We start from the raw sequence: 24130 nt of genomic DNA on the forward strand, positions 1-24130 counted from the left end.
CTTGGGTGAGTTCGTAGGGTCGGTACATGACCGTTGTGGACCAGATCCCGAGCGAGCCCGCTGACGCCCGTGGCCGTGTGGCCGAGCTGCACGAGCTGCGCGAGCAGGCTCGGCGTGGCCCGAGTGACCGAGCGACCGAGGCCCAGCACGCCAAGGGCAAGCTGACCGCTCGCGAGCGCATCGACCTGCTGCTCGACGCTGGTTCCTTCCAGGAGGTCGAGCAGCTCCGCCGGCACCGCGCCAGCGGCTTCGGCCTGGAGGCGAAGAAGCCGTACACCGACGGTGTCATCACCGGCTGGGGCACGGTCGAGGGCCGCACGGTCTTCGTCTACGCGCACGACTTCCGGATCTTCGGCGGCGCCCTCGGCGAGGCCCACGCCACCAAGATCCACAAGATCATGGACATGGCCATCGCGGCCGGTGCCCCGCTGGTCTCCCTGAACGACGGCGCCGGCGCCCGCATCCAGGAGGGCGTCTCCGCCCTCGCCGGCTACGGCGGCATCTTCCAGCGCAACACCAGGGCCTCCGGCGTCATCCCGCAGATCTCGGTGATGCTCGGCCCGTGCGCCGGCGGCGCGGCCTACAGCCCCGCCCTGACCGACTTCGTCTTCATGGTCCGCGAGACCTCGCAGATGTTCATCACCGGTCCGGACGTCGTCAAGGCGGTCACCGGCGAGGAGATCACCCAGAACGGCCTCGGCGGCGCCGACGTGCACGCCGAGACCTCCGGCGTCGCGCACTTCGCGTACGACGACGAGGAGACCTGCATCGCCGAGGTGCGCTACCTGCTGTCGATGCTCCCGCAGAACAACCGCGAGAACCCGCCGACCGTCGCCTCCGAGGACCCGGCCGACCGCCGCTCGGACGTGCTGCTCGACCTGGTGCCCGCCGACGGCAACCGCCCGTACGACATGCACAAGGTCATCGAGGAGCTCGTCGACGACGGCGACTACCTGGAGATCCACGAGCGCTGGGCCCGCAACATCATCTGCGCCCTCGCCCGGCTCGACGGCCAGGTCGTCGGCATCGTCGCCAACCAGCCCCAGTCGCTGGCCGGCGTGCTCGACATCGAGGCCTCCGAGAAGGCCGCGCGCTTCGTCCAGATGTGCGACGCCTTCAACATCCCGATCATCACCCTTCTGGACGTCCCCGGCTTCCTGCCCGGCGTCGACCAGGAGCACGGTGGAATCATCCGCCACGGCGCGAAGCTGCTCTACGCGTACTGCAACGCGACCGTCCCGCGGATCTCGCTGATCCTGCGCAAGGCGTACGGCGGCGCGTACATCGTCATGGACTCCCAGTCCATCGGCGCCGACCTGACCTACGCCTGGCCCACCAACGAAATCGCGGTGATGGGCGCCGAGGGCGCCGCCAACGTCATCTTCCGCAAGCAGATCGCGGAGGCCGAGGACCCCGAGGCCATGCGAGCCCGCATGGTCAAGGAGTACAAGGCCGAGCTGATGCACCCGTACTACGCCGCGGAGCGCGGCCTGGTCGACGACGTCATCGACCCCGCCGAGACCCGCGAGGTGCTCGCCAAGTCCCTCGCGATGCTCCGCACCAAGCACGCCGACCTGCCGTCCCGCAAGCACGGCAACCCGCCTCAGTAAGAGGAGCCCACCGAAGTGACCACGCCTGCCACAGCCAACCTTCTCCGCGTCGAGAAGGGCCACGCCGAGCCCGAGGAGCTGGCCGCGATCACCGCGGTCCTGCTGGCCCGCGCCGCCGCCCAGCCCGAGCAGACCGCCCACCACGGCCGCTCCACGGCCGGCTGGCGCCGCCTGGAGCGCGAGAACGGCTTCCGCGCCCCGCACAGCTGGCGCTGACGACCCGATCGAGGGCCCCCCGCCTCCCGCAAGGGAGACCGGGGGCCCTTCGGCGTCCGGGGCCCTTCGGCGTCCGGTGCGCATAGCATCGCCCGATGCGGAAGATCGACGCGCTGATACCGGAGCGGGGCCGGCCCGACCGCGCCGCCCTGGGCGCCCACGACCCCGACGCCCTCGCGCGCTACGTGCTCGACACGGGCAACGCCTGGTGGCGGCGCCACATCTGCGCGCAGACGCTCGCCGGCCGGGTCCCGCCGGCCCGGATCCCCGGCCTCGCCGACCGGATCCGCGACCGGCGGGAGCCGGCCGAGGTGCGCATCGCGCTGCTGGAGGCCCTCGCGGACCGCTCCGAGCTGCTGCCCTGGCTGCGCGCGCACGACCCGGAGCAGGACGGCGACCACGGCATGCCCGAGGCGGTCCTGACGGCGCGCGGCCGGCTCGGTGACCCGACCGCCGCCCGCCCGCTCGCCACCCTCGCGGACTCGTACCTGGAGCGGTGGCGAAAGGCCGGGGAGGCCGGACTCGACGGCCTGGTGGAGCACCACGGGGTCGAGGCGGTCCTGGCCGCCCTCGGCGAGGAGCGGCCCGAGGACCGCCGCTTCGCGCTCCGGCTGCGGCACCGGGCCGGACAGGACGTCACCGCGTACCTGGCCGACCCCGACCGCGGCGTCGCCCACCTCGCCCAGTCGCTCGCCGGGGACCCGGACCGCCTGCTGGCCTTCCTGGACGGCACGCCGCCCCTGGAGGCCGCCGTCCACGCCGCCTGCGCCCTGCACCGCCTCACCGGCGACCGCGCCCGGACGCGCCGGATCGACGAGCGGCTCGGCAGCCCGCGGACCGAGGTCGCCGGACTGGACGAGGAGGTGCGCCGGGCGCTCGTCCACGCGTACGCCCCCTCCTGCGAGCGGCGGAGCGACCCCCGGTGGCGCCTCGAAGCCCTGGTGACCGAGCCGCCGGGCCGCCCGGACCCCGCCGCCCGGCTGGCCCGGGCGACGGAGGCGTTGGCCTCGGCCGGTCTCGACCCCGGCCCGGCGGTCCCCGTGGGCGACCCCGACGAGTACGGGGAGCAGGACGAGTACGACGACCAGGACGACGGCGTGGCCCACAGGATCACGTGCCCGGGCCTCGACGTCGTGTTCGTCAGCGGTCTCGGCCGCTTCGTCACGGGCCGCGGCGACGATCGGCATCCCGCACGGCGGCCCCTGGAGGAGGCAGGCTTCCGCTGGATCGACGGTCCCACCGGCCGCGTGGAGGTCACCGGCCTGTACGTCCTCTCCGCCTCCGGCAGCCGCGGACCGCGGCCCCTCGCCACCCTGCTCTTCTGACGGCAGCACCGCGAAGGCCCCGCACACCGGATCGGCGTGCGGGGCCTTCGCTTACCTCGTGCCCGTCGGGACGGTTACCGCAGGCGCGCCATGAGCGCGTGCTCGACCAGGGTGATGAGCGCGCTCTTGGCGTCCGCGCGGTGGCGGGCGTCGGTCGTGATGATCGGGGTGTCGGGCCCGATCTGGAGGGCCTCGCGGACCTCCTCCGGGTTGTACGGCTGGTGTCCGTCGAAGCCGTTGAGGGCGATGACGAAGGGGAGGCCGGAGTTCTCGAAGTAGTCGACCGCGGGGAAGCAGTCGGCGAGTCGCCGGGTGTCGACCAGCACGACGGCGCCGATGGCGCCGCGGACCAGGTCGTCCCACATGAACCAGAAGCGGTCCTGGCCGGGCGTACCGAAGAGGTACAGGATCAGGTCCTGGTCCAGGGTGATGCGGCCGAAGTCCATGGCGACAGTCGTCGTCGTCTTGTCGCCGGTGTGGGTGAGGTCGTCGATGCCCGCCGACGCGGACGTCATCACGGCCTCGGTTCGCAGCGGGTTGATCTCCGAGACCGCGCCGACGAACGTGGTCTTGCCCACGCCGAAGCCACCCGCCACCACGATCTTCGCGCTGGTGGTTGAACGGGCCGCGCCGCCGCTAGAGCTTGCGAAGTCCACTGAGCACCCTTTCGAGCAGTGTCACGTCTGGCTGACCGCCGGCGGCCTCGTCGCCGCCGGGCTGGTGGATGGCGACAAGTCCGGCCTCCGCCAGGTCGGCGACGAGAATCCGGGCAACGCCGAGGGGGATGGAGAGAAGGGCCGAGATCTCCGCGACCGACTTGATCTCGAAGCACAGCCGGCAGATCCGCTGGTGCTCGGGCAACTGCCCCTGCAGCCGGGCCGGATCGGCCGTGGTGCTGACCAGCGCCTCGATGGCGAGCTGGTAGCGCGGCCGGGTCCGGCCGCCGGTCATCGCATACGGACGCACGAGCGGGTTGTGCCCGCCCGAGCCGCCCTGGCCGGCCGCCCGGCCGCCCGACGCGTTGGACGCGCTCGGGCTGCCGGCGGCGGAGGGCTGGGACTGAGGCTGCTGCTGATAGGGCTGCTGTACGCCCTGTCTGCTCGGCGTGGAGGGAAAGTTGAACCGGTTCTGCGCGGTGTCGCCCAGGGGCGCCCGATGCGCGTCGAAACCGTTGTAGGGGCTACTGCCCGGGGGTGTTCCCACGTCTCCTCCTCCGACTGCCTCGCGGCTCCATGTCCCTTGGAACCGCGCCACCGAACCCTACGGTGCGGTGACGAGAAACGCACTGTCTGTCTGTTAGTTGAGAAGACTTCCCTGAAGCTCCGCCCGGAGGTCAGGAGTCAGAACGCTTCCCGCGCGATCGACGAGCAGTGCCATCTCGTAGCCCACCAGACCGATGTCGGCCTCGGGGTGGGCCAGCACGGCCAGCGAGGAACCGTCCGAGATCGACATGATGAAGAGGAAGCCGCGCTCCATCTCCACCACGGTCTGGTTGACCGCGCCGCCCTCGAAGATCCGGGACGCGCCCGCGGTCAGCGAGGTCAGTCCGGAGGCGACGGCCGCCAGCTGGTCGGCCCGGTCCCGGGGGAACCCCTCGGACATCGCGAGCAGGAGTCCGTCGGCGGAGACCACCACCGTGTGGGACACCCCGGGGGTGTTGTCCACGAAGTTGGTGATCAACCAGTTCAGATTCTGCGCCGCCTGGCTCATCGGGCTCACACTAACGCTCCTGGTTGTAGGTACTACCCGGGCCGAGGCCCGATCCGTTCGTGTCCGTCCCCGCGCTGCGTCCCTGCTGGACGCCACGGCGCAGGTTGCTCAACCTGCCCCGCACGTCCTCCGGTGCGCGGGAGACCTGGGGGCCGCCCTGCGGGGTGTGCTCCGCCGATCCCTCGACCAGATTGGCCTTGGGGACCCGTCGGGGAAGACCGGAGGGGGTGACCCCGCCCGCCTTCGGGTCGCGGAGCTTCTCGGCCCGGGACCAGCGCTCGTCATTGGCGGAGCGCCATTCCTCGGTGCCTTGGGCTTGGTCGCCGACCGGCTGCGCGGGCTGGGCCGGCGGCGCGGGCTGCGGTGCCTGCGGGGACTGCGGCGCCTGAGGGGCGACGCTGCCGCGGCGCGGCAGACCGGCGTCGGTCAGCGCGTGGCCGGCGTCCGGGGTGGGACTCGGCGTGGGACCCGGACGGTCGAAGCCTACGCGCTCGGGGGCCTGTTCGGGAGCGGCCTGGCCAGATTCCGATTCGGTCCCGAACTCCTGCGCGTAACCGTTCTGGTACGCCGTCTGCTGAGGCCAGTCACCCTGGTGGGCCTGGGGTTCGTAGCCGTTCTCGTACGTCGGGTGGCCGACGGCCTGACCGTCGTACGCGGCTTCCGCATACGCCTGGTCCCGGTAGCCGTCCACGGGCTGTTCGTAGCCCTGGTAGCCCTCGTGACCCTGCGGGGTGTAGCCGTAGCCGTCCTGCTCCTGCGGGTAGCCCTCGGCGTAGCCGGCCTGGTAGTCGGCGGCCTGGTACTCCGCGGTCTGGTACTCGGCGGCGTACTCCTGCTCGCGCTCCTGCTCGGCGAAGCCCTGCGTCTGCTCGCCGCCCTGCACCTGGGCCTCCAGGGCCGCACGGCGCTCGTCGCGCATCAGCGAGCGGTTGACCGGGTCGAGCTGGCGCTCGTCGGCCGGCTGCTCGTAGCGGGAGTCGTCGAAGCCGAGCTCGGCCGCGGTCCGCATCGGCTGCAGCTGCGGCGCCGGCTCGAAGGCCGACTGCTGCTGCTGGGGGATCATCTGCGAGACGGTGAAGTCGTCCTGGATCGGCTGCTCGCCGCCACCGCCGTGGGTGATCGCGTCCGGCAGCATGACGAGCGAGGTCGTGCCGGCCTGCTCGCCCGAGGGGCGCAGCTGGACGCGGATGCCGTGGCGGTCGGCGAGCCGGCCGACCACGAAGAGGCCCATGCGCTGCGAGACGGCGGCGTCCACGGTCGGCGGGTTGGCCAGCTTGTGGTTGATGTCCGCGAAGTCCTCGGCGGTGAGGCCGATGCCCTTGTCGTGGATCTCGACCATCACGCGGCCGTCGGGCAGCCGGGTGGCGGTGACGCGGACCTTGGTCTGCGGGGAGGAGAACGTGGTGGCGTTCTCCAGGAGCTCGGCGAGCAGGTGCACGAGGTCGGTCACGGCCTGGCCGTGGATCTCGGCGTCCGGCACACCGGCCAGCTCGATGCGCTCGTACTGCTCCACCTCGGAGGAGGCGGCGCGCATGACGTCGACCAGCGGGACCGGCTGGTCCCAGCGGCGGCCGGGCTCCTCGCCGGCGAGGACCAGGAGGTTCTCGCCGTTGCGGCGCATACGGGTGGCCAGGTGGTCCAGCTTGAAGAGGTTCTCCAGCTGGTCCGGGTCGGCCTCGTTGTTCTCCAGGTCGGTGATGAGGGTCAGCTGGCCCTCGATCAGCGACTGGTTGCGGCGCGAGAGGTTGGTGAAGATCGCGTTGACGTTGCCCCGGAGCATGGCCTGCTCGGCGGCGAGCCGGACGGCCTCGCGGTGCACCTGGTCGAAGGCGCGGGCGACCTCGCCGATCTCGTCCTGGGAGTCGATCGGGATGGGCTGCACCCGGGTGTCGACCCGGCCGGGCTCGGTACGGGACAGCTGGTCGACCAGCATCGGCAGGCGCTGCTCGGCGATGCCGAAGGCGGCGGTGCGCAGCTCGCGCATCGAGCGGCTCATCTGGCGCGCCATCATCCCGGCCAGGATGAAGGCGGCGAGCAGGGCGATCACGACGATGCCGCCGTTGACGTACGCGTCCGTCTGGGCCTCGTCGGAGATGTCGGCGGCCTCGGTCACGGCCTTGTCGACGAGCTCCTTCTCGACCTCGGTGTAGCCGTCGAACTTGCCCGTGGCGACGGCCATCCAGGTGTCGGGCGTGATGCCCTGGCTCTTGAGGTCGGCGAGCGCGTCGGCGTCCTTGGCGGAGCCGATCAGCTGGGCGACGCCGGTGTAGACCGAGTCGTCCTTGCCCTTGGGCAGCTCGACGCCGGCGGCCGCCATCTTCTTGGCGCCGTCGGCGGCCTTGCCGGCCATGACCTGCTTCAGCCGCTCGACGTCGGCCTCGGTACCACCGGACTGGAACTCGCCGAGGGCGATCTGCTCCAGGTAGTTGTACGAGTTGAACGCAACCGACTGCTGCGCGAAGACGTCGTCCTTCTTGCTGGGACGGACGAGGAGCTGGGTGCCGATCGACCGCTGCAGCGACTCGGCGGCCTTCGCGAGCTGGATCGCGTAGACCGTACGGCCGTAGCTGGTGATGTTGCCGGTGCCCAGACCGAGCTCGTTGGAGAACTCCATCAGGTAGTGCTGGATGCCCGTGTAGCCGAGCTGGGTGTTCACCGGGTCGAGCGAGCGGGTGTAGGCGACCTTGCGCAGGGCCTCCAGCTTGGGCTCGGAGTCCCGGAACAGCTTCAGGCGCCGCTCCAGGCCCTGCCCGCTGGGCATGTTCCTGACGGCCTCGTCGAACTTGACCTTGGCGGCGTCGGTGGCGGCGTACGCCTGGGCGACCTCGTCGCTCTGGCGGTCCTCGGCGCTCTTGGCCTTGAGCAGGGGAGTGGCGGTGAGGTCACGCTCGTTGAGCAGCGCCTGGCCGTACTCCGAGGCCGCGCGCACGATGAGCGCGGTCTTCTCGGCGTCCTGCGCCTCCTGCCAGGTGTCGATGGACGACTTCACCTGGAAGCCGCCCATGACCAGACCGACGAGCACGGGTATGAGCAGGATCGCGTTCAGCCGGGTGGGCACCCGCCAGTTGCGCGGGGAGAGCTTGCTGGAGCTGCCCTTGCGGCCGGGGGCCGGGGGCGTCACGGGCTCGTCCGGGGGCGACATCGCCGCGCGCGACGGCGGCGTGAAGTTGCCCCGCGTCTGCTGCTCCGCGGAGCTTTCCTTGCTTCGCCTCACTCGACCAACAACCTCTCGGCGTCGGCACCTACGTTGTGCCGGTGTTTCGTTCAGGGCCGTACTACTCGGGAGTTCATGAATTGCAGCACGTGAAGGGGGTCCCTTCCAAACAGTGCGAAGCAGCCGGTTTTTGGGCTCCGGAGCGGAGATAAAACGGGCATAAAGAGCGAGCCCCGCCAAATGGCGGGGCTCATGTGAGCGCAGCGGCACCGATCGGATGCGTCGGGTGTCCGAGGCGCCCCAATTCTCTGTCGAAATGTTATGAACCCCGGGGCGGTCGTGTCGAAGGACACAGACCGCACCCAAAACCTCTACGGCAACTTCCGTATATCGACTTCTACTTGAGGTGTACTACTTCAGCCGCGCCATGAGGGCGTGCTCGACGAGGGTGATGAGCGCGCTCTTGGCGTCCGCGCGGTGGCGGGCGTCGGTCGTGATGATCGGGGTGTCGGGCCCGATCTGGAGGGCCTCGCGGACCTCCTCCGGGTTGTACGGCTGGTGTCCGTCGAAGCCGTTGAGGGCGATGACGAAGGGGAGGCCGGAGTTCTCGAAGTAGTCGACCGCGGGGAAGCAGTCGGCGAGTCGCCGGGTGTCGACCAGCACGACGGCGCCGATGGCGCCGCGGACCAGGTCGTCCCACATGAACCAGAAGCGGTCCTGGCCGGGCGTACCGAAGAGGTACAGGATCAGGTCCTGGTCCAGGGTGATGCGGCCGAAGTCCATCGCCACCGTGGTGGTGGTCTTGCCCCCGGTGTGGGTGAGGTCGTCGATGCCCGCGGAAGCGGAGGTCATCACGGCCTCGGTGCGCAGCGGGTTGATCTCGGAGACCGCGCCGACGAACGTGGTCTTGCCCACGCCGAAGCCGCCGGCCACCACGATCTTCGCGCTGGTGGTGGAGCGGCCCTGGGAGGCCGTGCCGCCGCTAGAGCTTGCGAAGTCCACTGAGCACCCTTTCCAGGAGCGTCACGTCCGGCGTGCCGCCGGCCTCTCCGTTGCCGGGCTGGTGGATCGCCACCATGCCCGCCTCGGCCAGGTCGGCGACGAGGATGCGGGCCACACCGAGCGGCATCGACAGGAGCGCCGAGACCTCGGCCACCGACTTCACCTCGCGGCACAGGTGGCAGATCCGCTGGTGCTCGGGGAGCAGGGTGGCCAGGTGCGCCGGGTCGGCCGTGGTGCTGACCAGCGCCTCGATGGCGAGCTGGTAGCGCGGCCGGGTCCGGCCGCCGGTCATCGCATAAGGGCGGACCAGCGGCTGGTCGCCTTCAGCTCCGTACGACTCGTCGAGCGAGGCGCCGTACGGATCGTGAGAGGCGGGGGGCGGGGTCATGAATCCTCCGGGCGTGACAGCAGAGGGTTCTGCCGTCTGATGGGGCCGGTGGGGGGCCGGGTGGGGCGGCCGGACGGTGAACGGTCCGGGGGCGGCGCGGAGGGGCGCGCCGCCCTACGGTCGGTCTGTTACGGGGTGGGCGTTCGGGGCCCGCTCAGTGGAGCAGGCTGCCCTGGAGCTCGGCACGCAGGTCCGGGGTGAGGACGGTGCCGGCCCGGTCCACGAGGAGCGCCATCTCGTAGCCCACGAGGCCGATGTCGCACTCGGGGTGCGCGAGCACGGCCAGCGAGGAACCGTCGGAGACGGACATGAGGAAGAGGAAGCCGCGCTCCATCTCCACCACCGTCTGGGCGACGGGACCACCCTCGAAGATCCGGGACGCCCCCGCGGTCAGCGAGGTCAGTCCGGACGCGACCGCCGCCAGCTGGTCGGCGCGGTCCCGGGGGAACCCTTCGGACATGGCAAGGAGCAGACCGTCGGCGGAGACCACCACCGTGTGGGACACCCCGGGGGTGTTGTCCACGAAGTTGGTGATCAACCAGTTCAGATTCTGCGCCGCCTGGCTCATCGCGCTCAACTAACGCTCCTGCTGGTGGGTCGGGCCGATGTGGTGGGAACCCGTGGTGGAGTTGCCCGCCTGGCGGCCCTGCTGGATACCGCGGCGCAGATTCGTGAGCCGGCCGCGGACGTCGTCGGGTGCACGGGAGACCTGGGGGCCGGCCGACTGGGCCTGCTCCTGGGCGGTCCCGGGCACGAGGTTGGCTCGCGGCACGCGCCGCGGCAGCCCGGAGGTGGTGACGCCGCCGGCCGCGGGCTTGCGCACCCGCTCGGCCTGGCGCACCAGCTCGTCATTGGGGGAGGTCCGCCAGGCGCCGTTGCGCTGCTGACCCTGCTGCTGGCCCGGCTGCTGCGGGGCCTGCTGCTGGGGAGCGGCCGCGACGGGCTGCTGGGGGACGGCCGGGGCCTGCCGGTGGGCCTGGGCGGGCTGCTGGCCCTGCCCGGGACCCTGCGGCTGACCCGCGCCCTGGCCCTGCTCCTGGCGGAACCAGTTGGTCTCCAGCGTGTCGTACAGCGGGGTGCGCCCGTCACCGCTGGTCGGCGCCGGCGGCAGGGCCTCCGGCTGACGCGGCTGCTGGAGCTGCGGCTGCTGCGGGTTCACCGGGCGCCGCTGCGGGGCCGGCTGCTGGGGAGCCTGCTGCGGGGCCTGCGCCTGCGGGACGAACGGCTGGTGGCCGTACGCCTGCTGGGGCTGGGCCTGCGGGGCCTGCTGCTGGGGCGCCTGCTGCGGGGCACCGAAGTCCGGGCGCGGGAACTGCGCGGTGGACGCCGGGTCCTGGAGACCGCCCTGGTAGCCCTGCGGAGCCTGCGGCTGCGGGGCCTGCTGCGGCGCACCGAAGTCGGGGCGCGGGAACTGGCCGGTGGAGCCGGGGCCCTGCGGGGCGCCGAGCTGCGCGTGACGGCCCGTGCTCTCCGGCTCCTCGTGACCACGCGGAGCGTCGAGCGGCGTCATGTCCTGCTGCGGCCTGCGGACCGGCTGCTGCGCCGGCTCGTTGCCCCAGCTGGTCGCCTGCGGGCGCGGGGCCTGCGGCTGCGGGTTGCCGCCCGGCAGCTCGGCGCGCGGGAAGCCGTTCTGGCCCTGCTGCGGCTCCTGCGGGGCCCGCGCCTGCGGGGCCTGACCGTTCGGCTGGCCGCCCCAGACGTCCGTGCGGGACGGGATCGCGCTCTGCGCGCCGCCCACGAAGCCGCCGGGGGCACCGGCGCCGAGGCCCGGACGCTGCTGCGGCTCGGGGCGCTGCGGCTCCTGGGGAACCTGGGGGAGCTGCGCCGTCTGCGGGCCCTGGGCCTGCGCGGGCTGCGGGCTGCGCTCCTGGAACAGGCTCTGGCCCTGCTGCGGACCGCCCTGACCGCCCTGGCCCTGCGGACCGTTCGGGCGCTGGACGCCGTCCCGTCCGGGCAGCGCGGTGCGGGGACCGGCACCGGCGCCGAGCCGGCCGCCGGGGGCACCCGGGGCACCGCCCGGGCGGCCGCCGGCACCGGGGCCGCCGGCCAGCAGGCCGCCGGGGGCGGACTGGCCCTGCGGCATGGCGCCCTGGCCGCCGGCGCCGGGCTTCGGCGCGGGCTTCTTGCCGCCGTGGGCGACGTCGACCGGGAGCATGACGAGCGCGGTGGTGCCGCCGGAGTCGGACGGGCGCAGCTGGATGCGGATGCCGTGTCGCAGGGACAGGCGGCCGACCACGAACAGACCCATGCGGCGGGAGACCGAGACGTCCACGGTGGGCGGCGAGGCGAGCCGCTCGTTGATCGCGGCGAGGTCCTCGGGGGAGAGGCCGATGCCGGTGTCGTGGATCTCGACGAGCACGCGGCCGTCGGGCAGCGCGTGACCGGTGACCCGGACCTTGGTCTGCGGGGAGGAGAACGAGGTGGCGTTCTCCAGGAGCTCGGCGAGCAGGTGCACGAGGTCGTTGACGACCCGGCCGGCGACCTCGGTCGCCGGGACCGCGGCCAGCTCGATGCGCTCGTACTGCTCCACCTCGGACGCGGCGGCGCGCAGGACGTCGACCAGCGGGACCGGACGGGTCCAGCGGCGGCCGGGCTCCTCACCCGCGAGGACGAGGAGGTTCTCACCGTTACGGCGCATGCGCGTCGCGAGGTGGTCGAGCTTGAAGAGCGAGGACAGCTGGTCCGGGTCGGCCTCGCGGGACTCCAGCTCGGAGATGAGCGAGAGCTGACGCTGGATGAGGCCCTGGGAGCGACGCGAGAGGTTGGTGAACATCGCGTTGACGTTGCCCCGGAGGAGGGCCTGCTCGGCGGCGAGGCGGACCGCCTCGCGGTGCACGTCGTCGAAGGCCGCGGCCACCTGGCCGATCTCGTCCCGGGAGTGCACACCGACGGACTCGACGGAGGTGTCGACGTCCTGCGGGTCCGACTCGGAGAGCTGCTTGACCAGCTCGGGCAGGCGTTCCTGGGCGACCTTGGTCGCGGTGTCCTGGAGCCGGCGCAGCGAGCGGATCATGGACCGCGCCACGACGAAGGCGCCGACGAGCGAGACGCCGAGGACGAGGAGGATCAGCGCACCGTTGATGATGGCGTCGCGCTGCGACTCCTGGCGCAGCTCACGGGCCTTGCTCTCCATCTCGCCCAGCAGCGTGGCCTCGATGGTGTTCATGGCCTGGATCTTCGTGCCGTACTCGTCGGTGAAGTTCAGGTGACCGCGCTTGACGCCCTCGCCCATCGCGCGGTCCGACTTCAGCACCCGCTCGGTGTACTTGTCGGCGGCGTCGATGGAGGGGTTGCCGGTGGTCAGGGAGGCGGTCAGCTCGTCCGCGTTGCCGCCGGTCGACTCGTAGATCGACTGGAAGGACTTGAGCTCGACGCCCTCACTGGTGAGGGCGGCTTCGCCGTAGAGGCGGTCGCCGAGCTGGAGGCTGCCGGACTTGCTGTCGCTCGCGGGCAGCGCGGCGGCGATGATCGCCTGCTGGATGGAGGCGTACTCCTTGGCGGACGAGAACGCGGCGAGCGCGCGGGTCCGCTTGATCATCTCCGGGTTGCTGGTCGCCTGCGCCATGTCCTGGGACAGGCTGAGCAGCGAGCGGATGAGGCGGCTGTAGGCCTCGACCGTCACCGAGTGGGCGATGTTCTTCTCGTACGCGGAGCTGCGGATCGCACCGAGCTGGCTGACCTGCGAGGCGATCTGGCTGACGTTCTGCCGGATGCTGCGCAGCGACTCGTCGTCCTCGGTGGCCGGGATGTCGTTGGTCGCGTCGAGGAACGCCTTGTACGCGCGGTCGGTCGCCTTGCGCGGGTTGGAGATCTGGTAGTCGCTGACCTGCTTGCCGTTGGCCAGCGGACCGGCCGACAGGTCGCGCTCGGCCTGCAGGGCCTGCGCGAAGTCGGTGGCCTCCTTGGTCAGCTTGGTGAGCAGCTGCATGTGGTCGAGCTGCTGCATGTCCTCGAGGGACTGGCTGATGCGGATGCCGCCGAGGCTGGTGGCCGCGACCACGGGGAGGGTCAGCAGCGCCACCAGGCGGGTGGAGATCCGCCAGTTGCGCAGGGCTATTCGGGGCCCGACCTCGTTCTCCGCGCCGCTCTTGGGCAGCACGTTCTGCTCGGCGGACGCGTCGGCACCGCCGCGCGCGGCGGCGTCGCTCTCGCTCTGTCCCGGGTTAGGGGAGTGCGGGGCCGAGGAGCCGTGCTGGGCTCCGGCACGCGGCTCCTGCTCCGCCGGAGCTTCCCCTCGGCCCTGCCGGGCCTGGGAAGAGCCCGTGCCATCCCTCTTGAAACGTCCCTGCACTAGCGTCGCAACCTCTGGACCAGGCGTCCTTCCGGGTGAACGGAGAGGACGGTGTCGGCGTCGTGGGGCGCAGGTGCGCCCCAGTGGTGGTCGTCGGTGACCGGCGCAGATCCCCCTTTCCCGCCACTCGGCCGGCGCTGCGTTGCGCCCCCTGCGCGCCGGCTTGAAAACCCGCGGCGGTGCGGGAATTCCAGCACAGTGCCGGATCTCCAACAAGGGCTGTGGGGCGTGGCGCGAAGGGGATGACCACGCGTGAACGACGTGTCACCCCATGTAGAAGATGATCAGGGAGGAATCGGGCGTATCACCTCGAACGGGTGAGCTGACCTTCGTGTCCCAGTCGCCATGATCAGGAGCGGAATGATGGATTCGATGGCGGAATGTCCGTTTCGGTGACCGCTCGTGGCCGTGCGTAATGCCCCTTTTGCTCCTGAAGTGGTGAGCAAACTCACACGTAGTTCGTTGGATCCGCCATGCAATCGAAGGGAATTGCATGTTTAGCCTGACGCTTTACAAAATGGGTGCTCCACCCCCGCCCACTCCAGACAAGGGTCGACACCGCGATGAAGACGACGCCCGTACTCCGCACCACGGCCAACCCCCGCCGCGCCACCCTCGCCCACCTCGAGGACGCCGCCCAGCTGAGCCGCGGCGCCCAGCCCGAGTACGCCGTCCAGCTGCCGGCCCAGACGGCCAACCCGCGCCGCACCGTGCTGATGACCGCCCCGGAGCCGTACCGCCCGGAGCGCTAGCCTGGAGCGTCAGACTCCAGCCAGTAGCAAGTGAGGGGCGACAGCACTCGTGCGTATCGCCAGATTCTCCATCGACGGCAACGTCGCCTTCGGCGCGGTCGAGGGCGAAGGGACCGTCGAGTCCGGCGGCCTGGTCCTCGACATCATCAAGGGCATCCCGTACACCGACTTCGAGCTGAGCGGCACCAAGGTCCCGCTCAGCAAGGTGCGGCTGCTGCCGCCCGTGCTCCCCAACAAGGTCGTGGCCATCGGCCGCAACTACGCGGAGCACGCCAAGGAGCTCGGCAACGAGGTCCCCGAGGTCCCGGTGACCTTCTTCAAGCCCACCACCTCGGTGATCGGCCCCGGCGACGCCATCGAGTACCCCTCCTTCTCCCAGGAGCTGCACCACGAGGCCGAGCTGGCCGTGGTCATCGGCCGCATGTGCCGTGAGGTTCCCCGCGAGCGCGTCAAGGACGTCGTCTTCGGCTACACCTGCGCCAACGACGTCACCGCCCGCGACGTCCAGAAGCGCGAGGCCCAGTGGGCCCGCGCCAAGGGCTTCGACACCTCCTGCCCGCTGGGCCCGTGGGTGGAGACCGGCCTGACCCCCGCCGACGCCGGCGACCTGACCATCCAGGCCACCGTCAACGGCGAACAGCGGCAGCTCGGCCGCACGAGCGACATGATCCGCTCCATCGAGGACCTGGTCGTCCACATCACCGAGGCCATGACGCTGCTCCCGGGCGACGTCATCCTCACCGGCACCCCCGCCGGGGTCGGCCCCCTCAACGTCGGCGACGAGGTCGCCGTCACCATCGAAGGCATCGGCACTCTCACCAACAAGGTGATCAAGCGTGGCTAACGCGATCCGCGTCCGTTTCTGTCCCTCCCCGACCGGCAACCCCCACGTGGGCCTGGTCCGCACCGCCCTCTTCAACTGGGCCTTCGCCCGGCACAACCAGGGCACCATGGTCTTCCGCATCGAGGACACCGACGCGGCGCGCGACTCCGAGGAGTCGTACAACCAGCTGCTCGACTCCCTGAAGTGGCTCGGCCTCGACTGGGACGAGGGCCCCGAGGTCGGCGGCCCGCACGCCCCCTACCGCCAGTCGCAGCGGATGGACATCTACAAGGACGTCGCCGACAAGCTCCTCGCCGGCGGCTACGCGTACCACTGCTACTGCACCCAGACCGAGCTGGACGACCGCCGCGAGGCGGCCCGCGCCGCCGGCAAGCCCTCCGGCTACGACGGCCACTGCCGCGAGCTGACCGCCGAGCAGGTCGAGGCCTACAAGGCCGAGGGCCGCGAGGCGATCGTCCGCTTCCGGATGCCCGACGAGCCGATCACCTTCACCGACCTCGTCCGCGGCGAGCTCACCTTCACCCCGGAGAACGTCCCGGACTACGGCATCGTGCGCGCCAACGGCGCCCCGCTGTACACCCTGGTCAACCCGGTCGACGACGCCCTGATGGAGATCACCCACGTCCTGCGCGGCGAGGACCTGCTCTCCTCCACCCCGCGCCAGATCGCGCTCTACAAGGCGCTGATCGAGCTGGGCGTCGCCAAGGAGATCCCCGCCTTCGGGCACCTGCCGTACGTCATGGGCGAGGGCAACAAGAAGCTCTCCAAGCGCGACCCGCAGGCCTCCCTCAACCTCTACCGGGAGCGCGGCTTCCTCCCCGAGGGCCTGCTGAACTACCTCTCGCTCCTCGGCTGGTCGTTCTCGGCGGACCAGGACCTCTTCACCATCCCGGAGATGGTCGAGAAGTTCGACATCGCCGACGTCAACGCCAACCCGGCCCGCTTCGACCTGAAGAAGGCCGAGTCGATCAACGCGGACCACATCCGCATGCTCGACGTGAAGGCCTTCGCCGAGGCCTGCGAGCCCTGGCTGCAGGCCCCGCACGCCAACTGGGCGCCCGAGGACTTCGACCGCGCCGCCTGGGAGGCCATCGCGCCGCACGCCCAGACCCGTCTGACCGTGCTGTCGGACATCACGGCCAACGTCGACTTCCTCTTCCTCAAGGAGCCGGTCTTCGACCAGCCGTCCTGGGACAAGGCGATGAAGGGCGAGCCCGCCGCCCTGCTGACCACCGCCCGCGAGAAGCTCGTGGACGCCGACTGGAACGACCCCGAGTCGCTCAAGAACGCCGTCCTCGCCGCCGGCGAGGCCCACGGCCTCAAGCTCGGCAAGGCCCAGGCCCCGGTCCGCGTCGCCGTCACCGGCCGCACGGTCGGCCTGCCGCTCTTCGAGTCGCTGGAGATCCTGGGCAAGGACAAGACCCTCGCCCGCATCGACGCGGCCCTGGCGAAGCTCGCCGCCTGAGCCTTCGCGGTCGCCCTCGGGGGCGGTACCCGGATCCTCTCCGGGTGCCGCCCCCGAGGCGTTGTCGGACCTCCTCGTTAGGGTCGGCGCCGTCGCGCACCCCTTCCGAGAGGCCCCCCGCCATGCCGATGACCGCCCCCGACTACACCCGGATGTTCACCCCGGGCACCTCCTTCTCGTACGAGAACGGCACCACCGGGACCCTGGCCCCGGTAGCGGTCGGGGAGCTGGCGCTGCCCACCGGCCGGCTCGTCGCCTGCGACCCCTTCGTGTACCTCGGCACCGGGGACGCGGAGCCCTTCACCGTCGGGGTGGCGCCCGGGCGCTATCCGGTCCAGGCGGCCGTCGCGACCCTGGTCCGGGCCGGGGAGGAGCCCGGGCCGCGCCCGCACACCCGCGTCGCCGCCGCCCGGGTCCTGGTCCGCGAGGAGCCGGCCGTCTCCTGGGAGCTCGCCCTGCGCCCCGGCCAGGACCCCGCCGAACTCGGTGAGGACGAGTTCTTCGGGTACGGCGTCGACGCCGGCACCGGCTGCTTCTACGACGCCTCCGCCGACTCCGCCTTCCCGGGCACACAGGACGAGGAGGGGCCGGTCTGGGCGGCCATGGAGGCCGTCGGCGACGGCCCCGACGTCTTCCTCGCCGAGGGCGAGGCCGGCCACAACCTGACCGGCTTCACCTCCGGATGGGGCGACGGCGCCTACCCGACCTGGATCGGGCGGGACGCCGCCGGCGAGGTCGTGTGCTTCGTCACCGACTTCTTCGTCGCACCCCTGGACGCCGATCCCGCCGGCTGACCGCCCGGTGGGCGGTACCGTCGTTCCATGACCATCCGCGCGGTGCTCTGGGACATCGACGACACGATCTTCGACTACGCCCGCGCCGACCACGACGGCATGCGCGCGCACCTGACGGCCGAGGGCCTGGTGGACGGATACGCCTCCGTCGACCAGGCCCTCCTGCGCTGGAAGGAGCTCACCCTGCTGCACTGGCGCCGGTTCGAGGCCGACGGGGTGGACTTCCTGGAGCAGCGCCGGGAGCGGGTGCGGGACTTCCTCGGGCGGCCCGCGCTCGGCGCCGCCGAGGCCGACGAGTGGTTCGAGCGCTATCTGGCCCATTACGAGGCCGCCTGGGAGCTGTTCCCCGACGCCGTGCCCGTGCTCGACCTGCTCGCGGGGGAGTACCGGCACGCGGTCCTGTCGAACTCCAGCATCCACAACCAGGAGCGCAAGCTGCGCCTGCTGGGCGTGCGCGACCGTTTCGAGGCCGTGCTGTGCGCCGCCGAGCTCGGGGTCGCCAAGCCGGCCGCCGAGGCCTTCCACGCCGCCTGCGCGGCCCTCGGCCTGGCGCCCGGCGAGGTGGCGTACGTCGGGGACCAGCCGGACATCGACGCCCGCGGCGCGGCGGAGGCGGGCCTCGTGGGCATCTGGCTGGACCGCGCGGACACCGGCGGCAGACCCGAGCTGACCCGGATCACCGACCTCCATCAGCTGGCCCGCGTGCTGCGTGCGGATACGCGTTTTGGAGCACCGTCCACCTTCGGGTAATGTTCTTCCTGCGCCGAGGGGAACGGGCCGAAAGGCCGGAAAGCCCCGGAAGCGCAAGCCGAGCAAGATCCTCTCCTCGGAGAGATCGCGCCCCGGTGGCCTATGGTGTAATTGGCAGCACGACTGATTCTGGTTCAGTTAGTCTTGGTTCGAGTCCAGGTAGGCCAGCTCGCAGAGCTCATCTGCAAACCGTGGATTGGCATCCACAAAGCCCCCGTTGTGTAGCGGCCTAGCACGCCGCCCTCTCAAGGCGGTAGCGCCGGTTCGAATCCGGTCGGGGGTACAGATCCTTCCCGCGGGATCACTTGGGTAGCTCCCGGTGAACTCGATGCAGGATCGCTAGGGCCCCCGTTGTGTAGCGGCCTAGCACGCCGCCCTCTCAAGGCGGTAGCGCCGGTTCGAATCCGGTCGGGGGTACGAGTTGGTCTAAACCACTTTGGTCTATGGTGTAATTGGCAGCACGACTGATTCTGGTTCAGTTAGTCTAGGTTCGAGTCCTGGTAGACCAGCTGTGATCTGCGGCGATGTTCATTCAAAGCCTGAAGATCCACGCCCCCGTTGTGTAGCGGCCTAGCACGCCGCCCTCTCAAGGCGGTAGCGCCGGTTCGAATCCGGTCGGGGGTACAGAACGAAGAAGCCCTTCCCTTCGGGGGAGGGCTTCTTCGTCGTCTGTGTCCGGGTGCACCGTCCGGACGTACAACTCCGGCCCACCGCTGCGGCGTTGAAGCGGTGGGCCGGAAACGAACACGTGAAGAGAGGGACGCGGGAAAGATCAGCCGTTGCGGCGCAGGGCCTCGGAGAGGCGGGCGGCCGCGTCGATGACCGCCTGGGCGTGCATGCGGCCGGGGTGGCGCGTCAGGCGCTCGATCGGACCCGAGACCGACACGGCGGCCACCACGCGGTTCGAGGGGCCGCGTACGGGCGCGGAGACGGACGCCACGCCGGGCTCCCGCTCGCCGATCGACTGGGCCCAGCCGCGGCGCCGTACGCCGGACAGGGCCGTCGCCGTGAAGCGGGCGCCCTGCAGGCCGCGGTGCAGCCGCTCGGGCTCCTCCCAGGCCATGAGGATCTGCGCGGACGAGCCGGCCTTCATGGTCAGCGTCGAGCCGACCGGGACCGTGTCCCGAAGTCCGGACAGCCGCTCGGCGGCCGCCACGCAGATGCGCATGTCGCCCTGGCGGCGGTAGAGCTGGGCGCTCTCGCCGGTCACGTCGCGCAGATGCGTCAGCACCGGTCCGGCCGTCGCCAGCAGGCGGTCCTCGCCGGCCGCGGCGGCGAGCTCGGCCAGCCGCGGGCCGAGGATGAACCGGCCCTGCATGTCGCGGGCCACCATCCGGTGGTGTTCCAAAGCCACGGCCAGTCGGTGTGCCGTGGGTCGTGCGAGTCCCGTCGCCGCGACCAGACCTGCGAGGGTGGCCGGACCGGACTCCAGGGCGCTCAGGACAAGGGCTGCCTTGTCGAGAACGCCTACGCCGCTAGAGTTGTCCATGCAACGATATTCGCGTCTCACTCTGTGAAACGCAAGTTCAATTTTCCGAGGAACGCGTCACTCTGGTGATGCGGCCGCACGACGGCTGGCGAAACGATCTCTAGTGGTGTCGGCGCACGCCGCCGGCCGGAGGGAAAGCGATGGGTAGGACTCTCGCGGAGAAGGTCTGGGACGACCACGTCGTCCGGCGCGCCGAAGGCGAGCCCGACCTCCTCTTCATCGATCTGCACCTGCTGCACGAGGTGACCAGCCCGCAGGCGTTCGACGGCCTCCGGCAGAACGGCCGGCAGGTGCGTCGCCTCGACCTCACCATCGCCACCGAGGACCACAACACCCCCACCCTCGACATCGACAAGCCGATCGCCGACCCGGTCTCCCGCGCCCAGCTGGAGACCCTGCGCAAGAACTGCGCCGAGTTCGGCGTCCGGCTGCACCCGCTGGGCGACGTCGAGCAGGGTGTCGTCCACGTCGTGGGACCGCAGCTGGGCCTGACCCAGCCGGGCACCACCGTGGTCTGCGGCGACTCGCACACCTCCACCCACGGCGCCTTCGGCGCGCTGGCCTTCGGCATCGGCACCAGCCAGGTCGAGCACGTCCTGGCCACCCAGACGCTGCCCATGGCCCGCCCGAAGACCATGGCCATCACGGTCGACGGCGAGCTGCCCGCCGACGTCACCGCCAAGGACCTGATCCTGGCGATCATCGCGAAGATCGGCACCGGCGGCGGCCAGGGCTACGTCCTGGAGTACCGCGGATCCGCCATCGAGAAGCTCTCGATGGAGGCCCGGATGACCATCTGCAACATGTCGATCGAGGCCGGTGCCCGCGCGGGCATGATCGCCCCCGACGAGACCACCTTCGCCTATCTGAAGGGCCGCGCCCACGCCCCCGAGGGCGAGGACTGGGACGCCGCCGTCGCGTACTGGAAGACGCTGAGGACGGACGAGGACGCGTCCTTCGACGCCGAGGTCGTCATCGACGCCGCCGAGCTGGCCCCGTTCGTCACCTGGGGCACCAACCCGGGCCAGGGCGCGCCGCTTTCGGCGAACGTCCCCGACCCCGCTTCGTACGAAGACGCTTCGGAGCGCCTGGCCGCCGAAAAGGCCCTGGAGTACATGGGGTTGACCGCCGGGCAGCCGCTGCGCGACATCAGGGTCGACACCGTCTTCGTAGGCTCCTGCACCAACGGCCGCATCGAGGACCTGCGCAACGCGGCCTCGCTGCTGGAGGGCCGCAAGGTCGCCGACGGCGTCCGCATGCTGGTCGTCCCCGGCTCGGTCCGGGTCGCCCTGCAGGCCGTCGAAGAGGGCCTGGACAAGGTCTTCAAGGAGGCCGGCGCCGAATGGCGGCACGCGGGCTGCTCGATGTGTCTGGGCATGAACCCCGACCAACTGGCCCCCGGCGAGCGCTCCGCGTCCACCTCCAACCGCAACTTCGAGGGCCGGCAGGGCAAGGGCGGCCGCACCCACCTGGTCTCGCCCCAGGTCGCCGCCGCCACCGCCGTCCTGGGCCACCTGGCCTCCCCGGCCGATCTGTCCGACGTCGCCACCACCGCGGGGGTCTGAGGAACCATGGAAGCTTTCACCACCCACACCGGCCGCGCCGTTCCGCTGCGCCGCAGCAACGTCGACACCGACCAGATCATCCCGGCGCACTGGCTCAAGAAGGTCACCCGCGACGGCTTCGAGGACGGCCTGTTCGAGGCCTGGCGCAAGGACGAGCAGTTCGTCCTCAACCGCCCCGAGCGGCAGGGCGCCACGGTCCTGGTCGCCGGCCCCGACTTCGGCACCGGCTCCTCCCGCGAGCACGCCGTCTGGGCGCTGCAGAACTACGGCTTCAAGACCGTGATCTCCTCCCGCTTCGCCGACATCTTCCGCGGCAACTCGCTGAAGAACGGCCTGCTGACCGTCGTCCTGCCGCAGGAGACCGTCGACGCGCTGTGGGAGCTGACCGAGGCCGACCCGACCGTCGAGGTCACCGTCGACCTGGAGGCCCGCAAGGTCCTCGCGCCCGGGATCGACGCCGACTTCGAGCTCGACGAGAACGCCCGCTGGCGTCTGCTGAACGGTCTGGACGACATCAGCCTCACCCTTCAGAACGAAGCGGACATCGCCGCCTACGAGGCCTCGAGGCCGGCCTTCAAGCCCCGTACAATTACGGTCTGAGCAGCGCTTTTCCAGGACTGCGCCCCCCACCGGCCGGTGGGGGGCGCAGTCGCTTGTTGAGACCCCGTCGGGCGACAACTCGCCCTAGATGGCACAATCGGTGCATGGAACGCGACAGCCAACTCGAGCTCTACGAGGCAGTCGCCGCCCGATTGAAGGAAGCGCACACAAGGGTGCGCTCACTGCAAGTCCCGGAGGGCGTAAGGATGGCGCTGTCCCGGAAGCTGCTGGTCATCACGGCTGCGGCGAAGCACGATCTCCCGGACGCGGCAACGCGTCTGGACCGGTTGATGAAGGACCTCGACGAGGGCCGATTCCCTGAAGACGACTGACACCAGGAACTCCGCAACGTGCTACTGCGTTGCGGCACTAGGGTGATTAGCCCGTTTCGTGTTTGATTTGCGGTATATACATGCCTAACGTGCGAAATAGCTTGAACACTTTCGTTCCGGCAATGTCTCCGAAGGGGAAGACGTGAACAAGGCGCAGCTCGTAGAAGCGATTGCCGACAAGATGGGCGGCCGGCAGCAGGCCGCCGACGCCGTCGACCACGTGCTGGACGCCATCGTGCGTGCCGTGGTCAGCGGGGACCGGGTCTCGGTCACCGGCTTCGGCTCGTTCGAGAAGGTCGACCGTCCGGCCCGCTACGCCCGCAACCCGCAGACGGGTGAGCGCGTGCGGGTCAAGAAGACCTCGGTGCCGCGCTTCCGTGCGGGCCAGGGCTTCAAGGACCTGGTCAGCGGCTCGAAGAAGCTCCCCAAGGGAGGCGAGGTCTCCGTCAAGAAGGCCCCGAAGGGCAGCCTGACCGGCGGCGCCTCGGCGACCGTGAAGAAGGCCGCCGCCAAGAAGGCCACCACCGCCAAGAAGGCCGCCGCGAAGAAGGCGACCCCGGCGAAGAAGACCACGGCCGCCGTGAAGAAGACCACCACGGCCGCGAAGAAGACCACGACGGCGGCGGCGAAGAAGGCCACCACCGCCGCGAAGAAGACCACCGCGGCCGCGAAGAAGGCGACCCCGGCGAAGAAGACCACGGCCACGGCCAAGAAGACCGTCGCCAAGAAGACCGCGCCGGCGAAGAAGGCCACCGCGAAGAAGGCGCCCGCCAAGAAGACGACGGCGCGCAAGACCACCGCGAAGAAGACCGCCGCGAAGAAGTAGGGCGGCGGCTGCTCACACGCCGGGCCGGGCTCCCCCCAGGGGGAGCCCGGCCCGCGGCGCGTCCGGGGCGGTCCGGCGCCCGGTCAGAACGTCTGCAGCGTCACCAGCGTGATCCGCCGGCCGGAGCCCTCGCCCGCCGTCTCGATCCGCACCCGCTGCCCGGGCCGCAGCAGCCGCAGCCCGCCCGCCTCGAAGGCCTCGGCCCCGAACTCCACCGGGGTGCCGTCGTCGAGCAGCACACTGCCGCTGCGGGTCTCGGGATCGTACGTGTACGCGGTCGCCTGCATGGGCGGCAGCCTATCCGGCCGCGCCCACCCAGCGGGCCGCCGTCCGCGGGCCGACACCGAGGGCGAGCGCCGCCGCCAGATCCTCCCCGGTGTCCACGTCCCGGCGTACGGAATCCACCCCGGCCAGCCGGATTTCCACCGCCCCCGAGGACAAATGCCGCCGCCGCGAGGGCCCCCCGAAAGCGGGTTCCAATTCCGTTCCGGGGCCCGCCGAGAGGAATGTCGTACCTATTTCGGCGGCATCGGCGAGAAATGCCCGCGGAAATTGGCCGGCCGCTTCGAGCACCAGCGCGAGCTCCGCGGGACGCAGCGCGGGCAGGTCCGCGTTCAGCGCCGCCACCCCCGCCCGGGGCCGCCGCGCCCGCACCGCCCGGGCGCCGTGCGCGAGCGCCGCGTTGAGCCCGGCGCCGGGCACGTCGGGCACGATCCGCGCGCCGAGGGCCGCGAGTGCCGCGGAGGCCGCCGGATCGTCCGTGACGACCACCACATCCCGTACCGCCGGGCAGGCCAGCGCCGCCGCCACCGTGTCCTGGGCGAACGCGAGCGCCAGTCGGGGCCGCAGGTCCTCGCCCGCGGCCGCGGCCAGTCTGCTCTTGGCCCGCTCCAGCGGCTTCAGGGGCACCACCAGGGACCAGCCGTCGGCCGCTTCTACTTCGGCGTAGCTCCTCATCGGGGACCATTCTGTCCGGCCCGCGGCGACCCCCCGGGCCCCGGGGCGTACGGTGTCCTC

General features: G+C 71.1%; 23 protein-coding genes and 5 tRNA genes. 17 read left to right on the top strand and 11 right to left on the bottom strand.

Annotated elements, in window-relative coordinates:
• Positions 1-26: 26 nt before the first annotated feature.
• The 3 genes from ACH414_RS09850 (at position 27) to ACH414_RS09860 (ending at position 3151) form a co-directional block, all read left to right on the top strand.
• Positions 27-1610, top strand: coding sequence for an acyl-CoA carboxylase subunit beta (locus ACH414_RS09850; RefSeq protein ID WP_382538321.1), 1584 nt, complete (start codon positions 27-29; stop codon positions 1608-1610).
• A 15-nt stretch (positions 1611-1625) separates the two neighbouring features.
• Positions 1626-1826 (top strand): acyl-CoA carboxylase subunit epsilon, encoded by a 201-nt coding sequence (locus tag ACH414_RS09855; RefSeq protein WP_382538324.1) that lies wholly within the window; start codon positions 1626-1628, stop codon positions 1824-1826.
• A 95-nt stretch (positions 1827-1921) separates the two neighbouring features.
• The gene (locus ACH414_RS09860; RefSeq protein WP_386569573.1) at positions 1922-3151 is read left to right on the top strand and encodes a hypothetical protein; all 1230 of its coding nucleotides are present in this window, start codon (positions 1922-1924) and stop codon (positions 3149-3151) included.
• A 74-nt stretch (positions 3152-3225) separates the two neighbouring features.
• Here the strand turns inward: ACH414_RS09860 and ACH414_RS09865 are convergent, their stop codons facing one another.
• From ACH414_RS09865 to ACH414_RS09900, 8 genes are all read right to left on the bottom strand, one after another.
• Positions 3226-3807: an ATP/GTP-binding protein gene (locus tag ACH414_RS09865; protein ID WP_050791473.1), complete on the bottom strand. Its 582-nt coding sequence runs from the start codon at positions 3805-3807 to the stop codon at positions 3226-3228.
• On the bottom strand, positions 3788-4354 hold the full coding sequence (locus ACH414_RS09870; RefSeq protein ID WP_382538330.1) for a DUF742 domain-containing protein: 567 nt from the start codon (positions 4352-4354) through the stop codon (positions 3788-3790). The genes ACH414_RS09865 and ACH414_RS09870 overlap by 20 nt, the downstream gene beginning before the upstream one ends.
• Before the next feature lie 93 nt (positions 4355-4447).
• On the bottom strand, positions 4448-4861 hold the full coding sequence (locus ACH414_RS09875) for a roadblock/LC7 domain-containing protein (RefSeq protein ID WP_005311461.1): 414 nt from the start codon (positions 4859-4861) through the stop codon (positions 4448-4450).
• A gap of 10 nt (positions 4862-4871) precedes the next feature.
• Positions 4872-8075, bottom strand: a complete 3204-nt coding sequence (locus ACH414_RS09880; protein WP_386569569.1) for a nitrate- and nitrite sensing domain-containing protein — start codon at positions 8073-8075, stop codon at positions 4872-4874.
• Between the two features lie 351 nt (positions 8076-8426).
• Positions 8427-9017 (bottom strand): ATP/GTP-binding protein, encoded by a 591-nt coding sequence (locus ACH414_RS09885; RefSeq protein ID WP_382538336.1) that lies wholly within the window; start codon positions 9015-9017, stop codon positions 8427-8429.
• A complete protein-coding gene (locus tag ACH414_RS09890; protein WP_382538339.1) occupies positions 8998-9405 on the bottom strand; it encodes a DUF742 domain-containing protein in 408 nt (135 codons plus the stop codon). The genes ACH414_RS09885 and ACH414_RS09890 overlap by 20 nt, the downstream gene beginning before the upstream one ends.
• A gap of 154 nt (positions 9406-9559) precedes the next feature.
• Complete coding sequence (locus ACH414_RS09895) at positions 9560-9973, bottom strand: roadblock/LC7 domain-containing protein (protein ID WP_046905435.1); 414 nt, start codon at positions 9971-9973, stop codon at positions 9560-9562.
• Between the two features lie 9 nt (positions 9974-9982).
• A complete protein-coding gene (locus ACH414_RS09900; RefSeq protein ID WP_398941421.1) occupies positions 9983-13696 on the bottom strand; it encodes a nitrate- and nitrite sensing domain-containing protein in 3714 nt (1237 codons plus the stop codon).
• Positions 13697-14259: 563 nt separating this feature from the next.
• On the opposite strand from ACH414_RS09900, the gene ACH414_RS09905 reads away from it, so the two are divergent.
• The 10 genes from ACH414_RS09905 (at position 14260) to ACH414_RS09950 (ending at position 18925) form a co-directional block, all read left to right on the top strand.
• Positions 14260-14448 (top strand): hypothetical protein, encoded by a 189-nt coding sequence (locus ACH414_RS09905; protein WP_382538345.1) that lies wholly within the window; start codon positions 14260-14262, stop codon positions 14446-14448.
• 49 nt (positions 14449-14497) lie between these two features.
• Complete coding sequence (locus ACH414_RS09910) at positions 14498-15292, top strand: fumarylacetoacetate hydrolase family protein (protein WP_386569564.1); 795 nt, start codon at positions 14498-14500, stop codon at positions 15290-15292.
• Positions 15285-16757: a glutamate--tRNA ligase gene (gene gltX, locus ACH414_RS09915; protein ID WP_386569562.1), complete on the top strand. Its 1473-nt coding sequence runs from the start codon at positions 15285-15287 to the stop codon at positions 16755-16757. The genes ACH414_RS09910 and gltX overlap by 8 nt, the downstream gene beginning before the upstream one ends.
• Before the next feature lie 122 nt (positions 16758-16879).
• Positions 16880-17551, top strand: a complete 672-nt coding sequence (locus ACH414_RS09920) for a DUF4241 domain-containing protein (protein ID WP_382538353.1) — start codon at positions 16880-16882, stop codon at positions 17549-17551.
• A 27-nt stretch (positions 17552-17578) separates the two neighbouring features.
• Positions 17579-18301, top strand: a complete 723-nt coding sequence (locus ACH414_RS09925) for an HAD family hydrolase (RefSeq protein ID WP_398941424.1) — start codon at positions 17579-17581, stop codon at positions 18299-18301.
• 96 nt (positions 18302-18397) lie between these two features.
• Positions 18398-18469, top strand: a tRNA-Gln gene (locus ACH414_RS09930).
• 42 nt (positions 18470-18511) lie between these two features.
• Positions 18512-18584, top strand: a tRNA-Glu gene (locus tag ACH414_RS09935).
• 61 nt (positions 18585-18645) lie between these two features.
• Positions 18646-18718 (top strand) — tRNA-Glu (locus ACH414_RS09940).
• A gap of 20 nt (positions 18719-18738) precedes the next feature.
• Positions 18739-18810: transfer RNA gene (locus ACH414_RS09945), tRNA-Gln, on the top strand.
• A 42-nt stretch (positions 18811-18852) separates the two neighbouring features.
• Positions 18853-18925: transfer RNA gene (locus ACH414_RS09950), tRNA-Glu, on the top strand.
• Between the two features lie 148 nt (positions 18926-19073).
• On the opposite strand, the gene ndgR is transcribed toward ACH414_RS09950, so the two are convergent.
• The gene (ndgR, locus tag ACH414_RS09955; RefSeq protein ID WP_005311436.1) at positions 19074-19790 is read right to left on the bottom strand and encodes an IclR family transcriptional regulator NdgR; all 717 of its coding nucleotides are present in this window, start codon (positions 19788-19790) and stop codon (positions 19074-19076) included.
• Positions 19791-19930: 140 nt separating this feature from the next.
• Between ndgR and leuC the strand changes: the two genes are divergently transcribed.
• From leuC to ACH414_RS09975, 4 genes are all read left to right on the top strand, one after another.
• Positions 19931-21355, top strand: coding sequence for a 3-isopropylmalate dehydratase large subunit (gene leuC / locus ACH414_RS09960; RefSeq protein WP_398941425.1), 1425 nt, complete (start codon positions 19931-19933; stop codon positions 21353-21355).
• A 6-nt stretch (positions 21356-21361) separates the two neighbouring features.
• Positions 21362-21955 (top strand): 3-isopropylmalate dehydratase small subunit, encoded by a 594-nt coding sequence (leuD, locus tag ACH414_RS09965; protein ID WP_382538362.1) that lies wholly within the window; start codon positions 21362-21364, stop codon positions 21953-21955.
• Positions 21956-22059: 104 nt separating this feature from the next.
• Positions 22060-22287 (top strand): hypothetical protein, encoded by a 228-nt coding sequence (locus ACH414_RS09970; RefSeq protein WP_046905443.1) that lies wholly within the window; start codon positions 22060-22062, stop codon positions 22285-22287.
• 142 nt (positions 22288-22429) lie between these two features.
• A complete protein-coding gene (locus tag ACH414_RS09975; protein WP_386569558.1) occupies positions 22430-23113 on the top strand; it encodes an HU family DNA-binding protein in 684 nt (227 codons plus the stop codon).
• Between the two features lie 83 nt (positions 23114-23196).
• On the opposite strand, the gene ACH414_RS09980 is transcribed toward ACH414_RS09975, so the two are convergent.
• Positions 23197-23400 (bottom strand): hypothetical protein, encoded by a 204-nt coding sequence (locus ACH414_RS09980; protein ID WP_382538368.1) that lies wholly within the window; start codon positions 23398-23400, stop codon positions 23197-23199.
• A 10-nt stretch (positions 23401-23410) separates the two neighbouring features.
• Positions 23411-24070, bottom strand: a complete 660-nt coding sequence (gene cofC / locus ACH414_RS09985; protein WP_382538371.1) for a 2-phospho-L-lactate guanylyltransferase — start codon at positions 24068-24070, stop codon at positions 23411-23413.
• Positions 24071-24130 lie beyond the last annotated feature (60 nt).

Origin of the sequence: Streptomyces sp. NPDC020422 (genome assembly GCF_044386705.1) — a bacterium.
Lineage (GTDB): Bacteria > Actinomycetota > Actinomycetes > Streptomycetales > Streptomycetaceae > Streptomyces.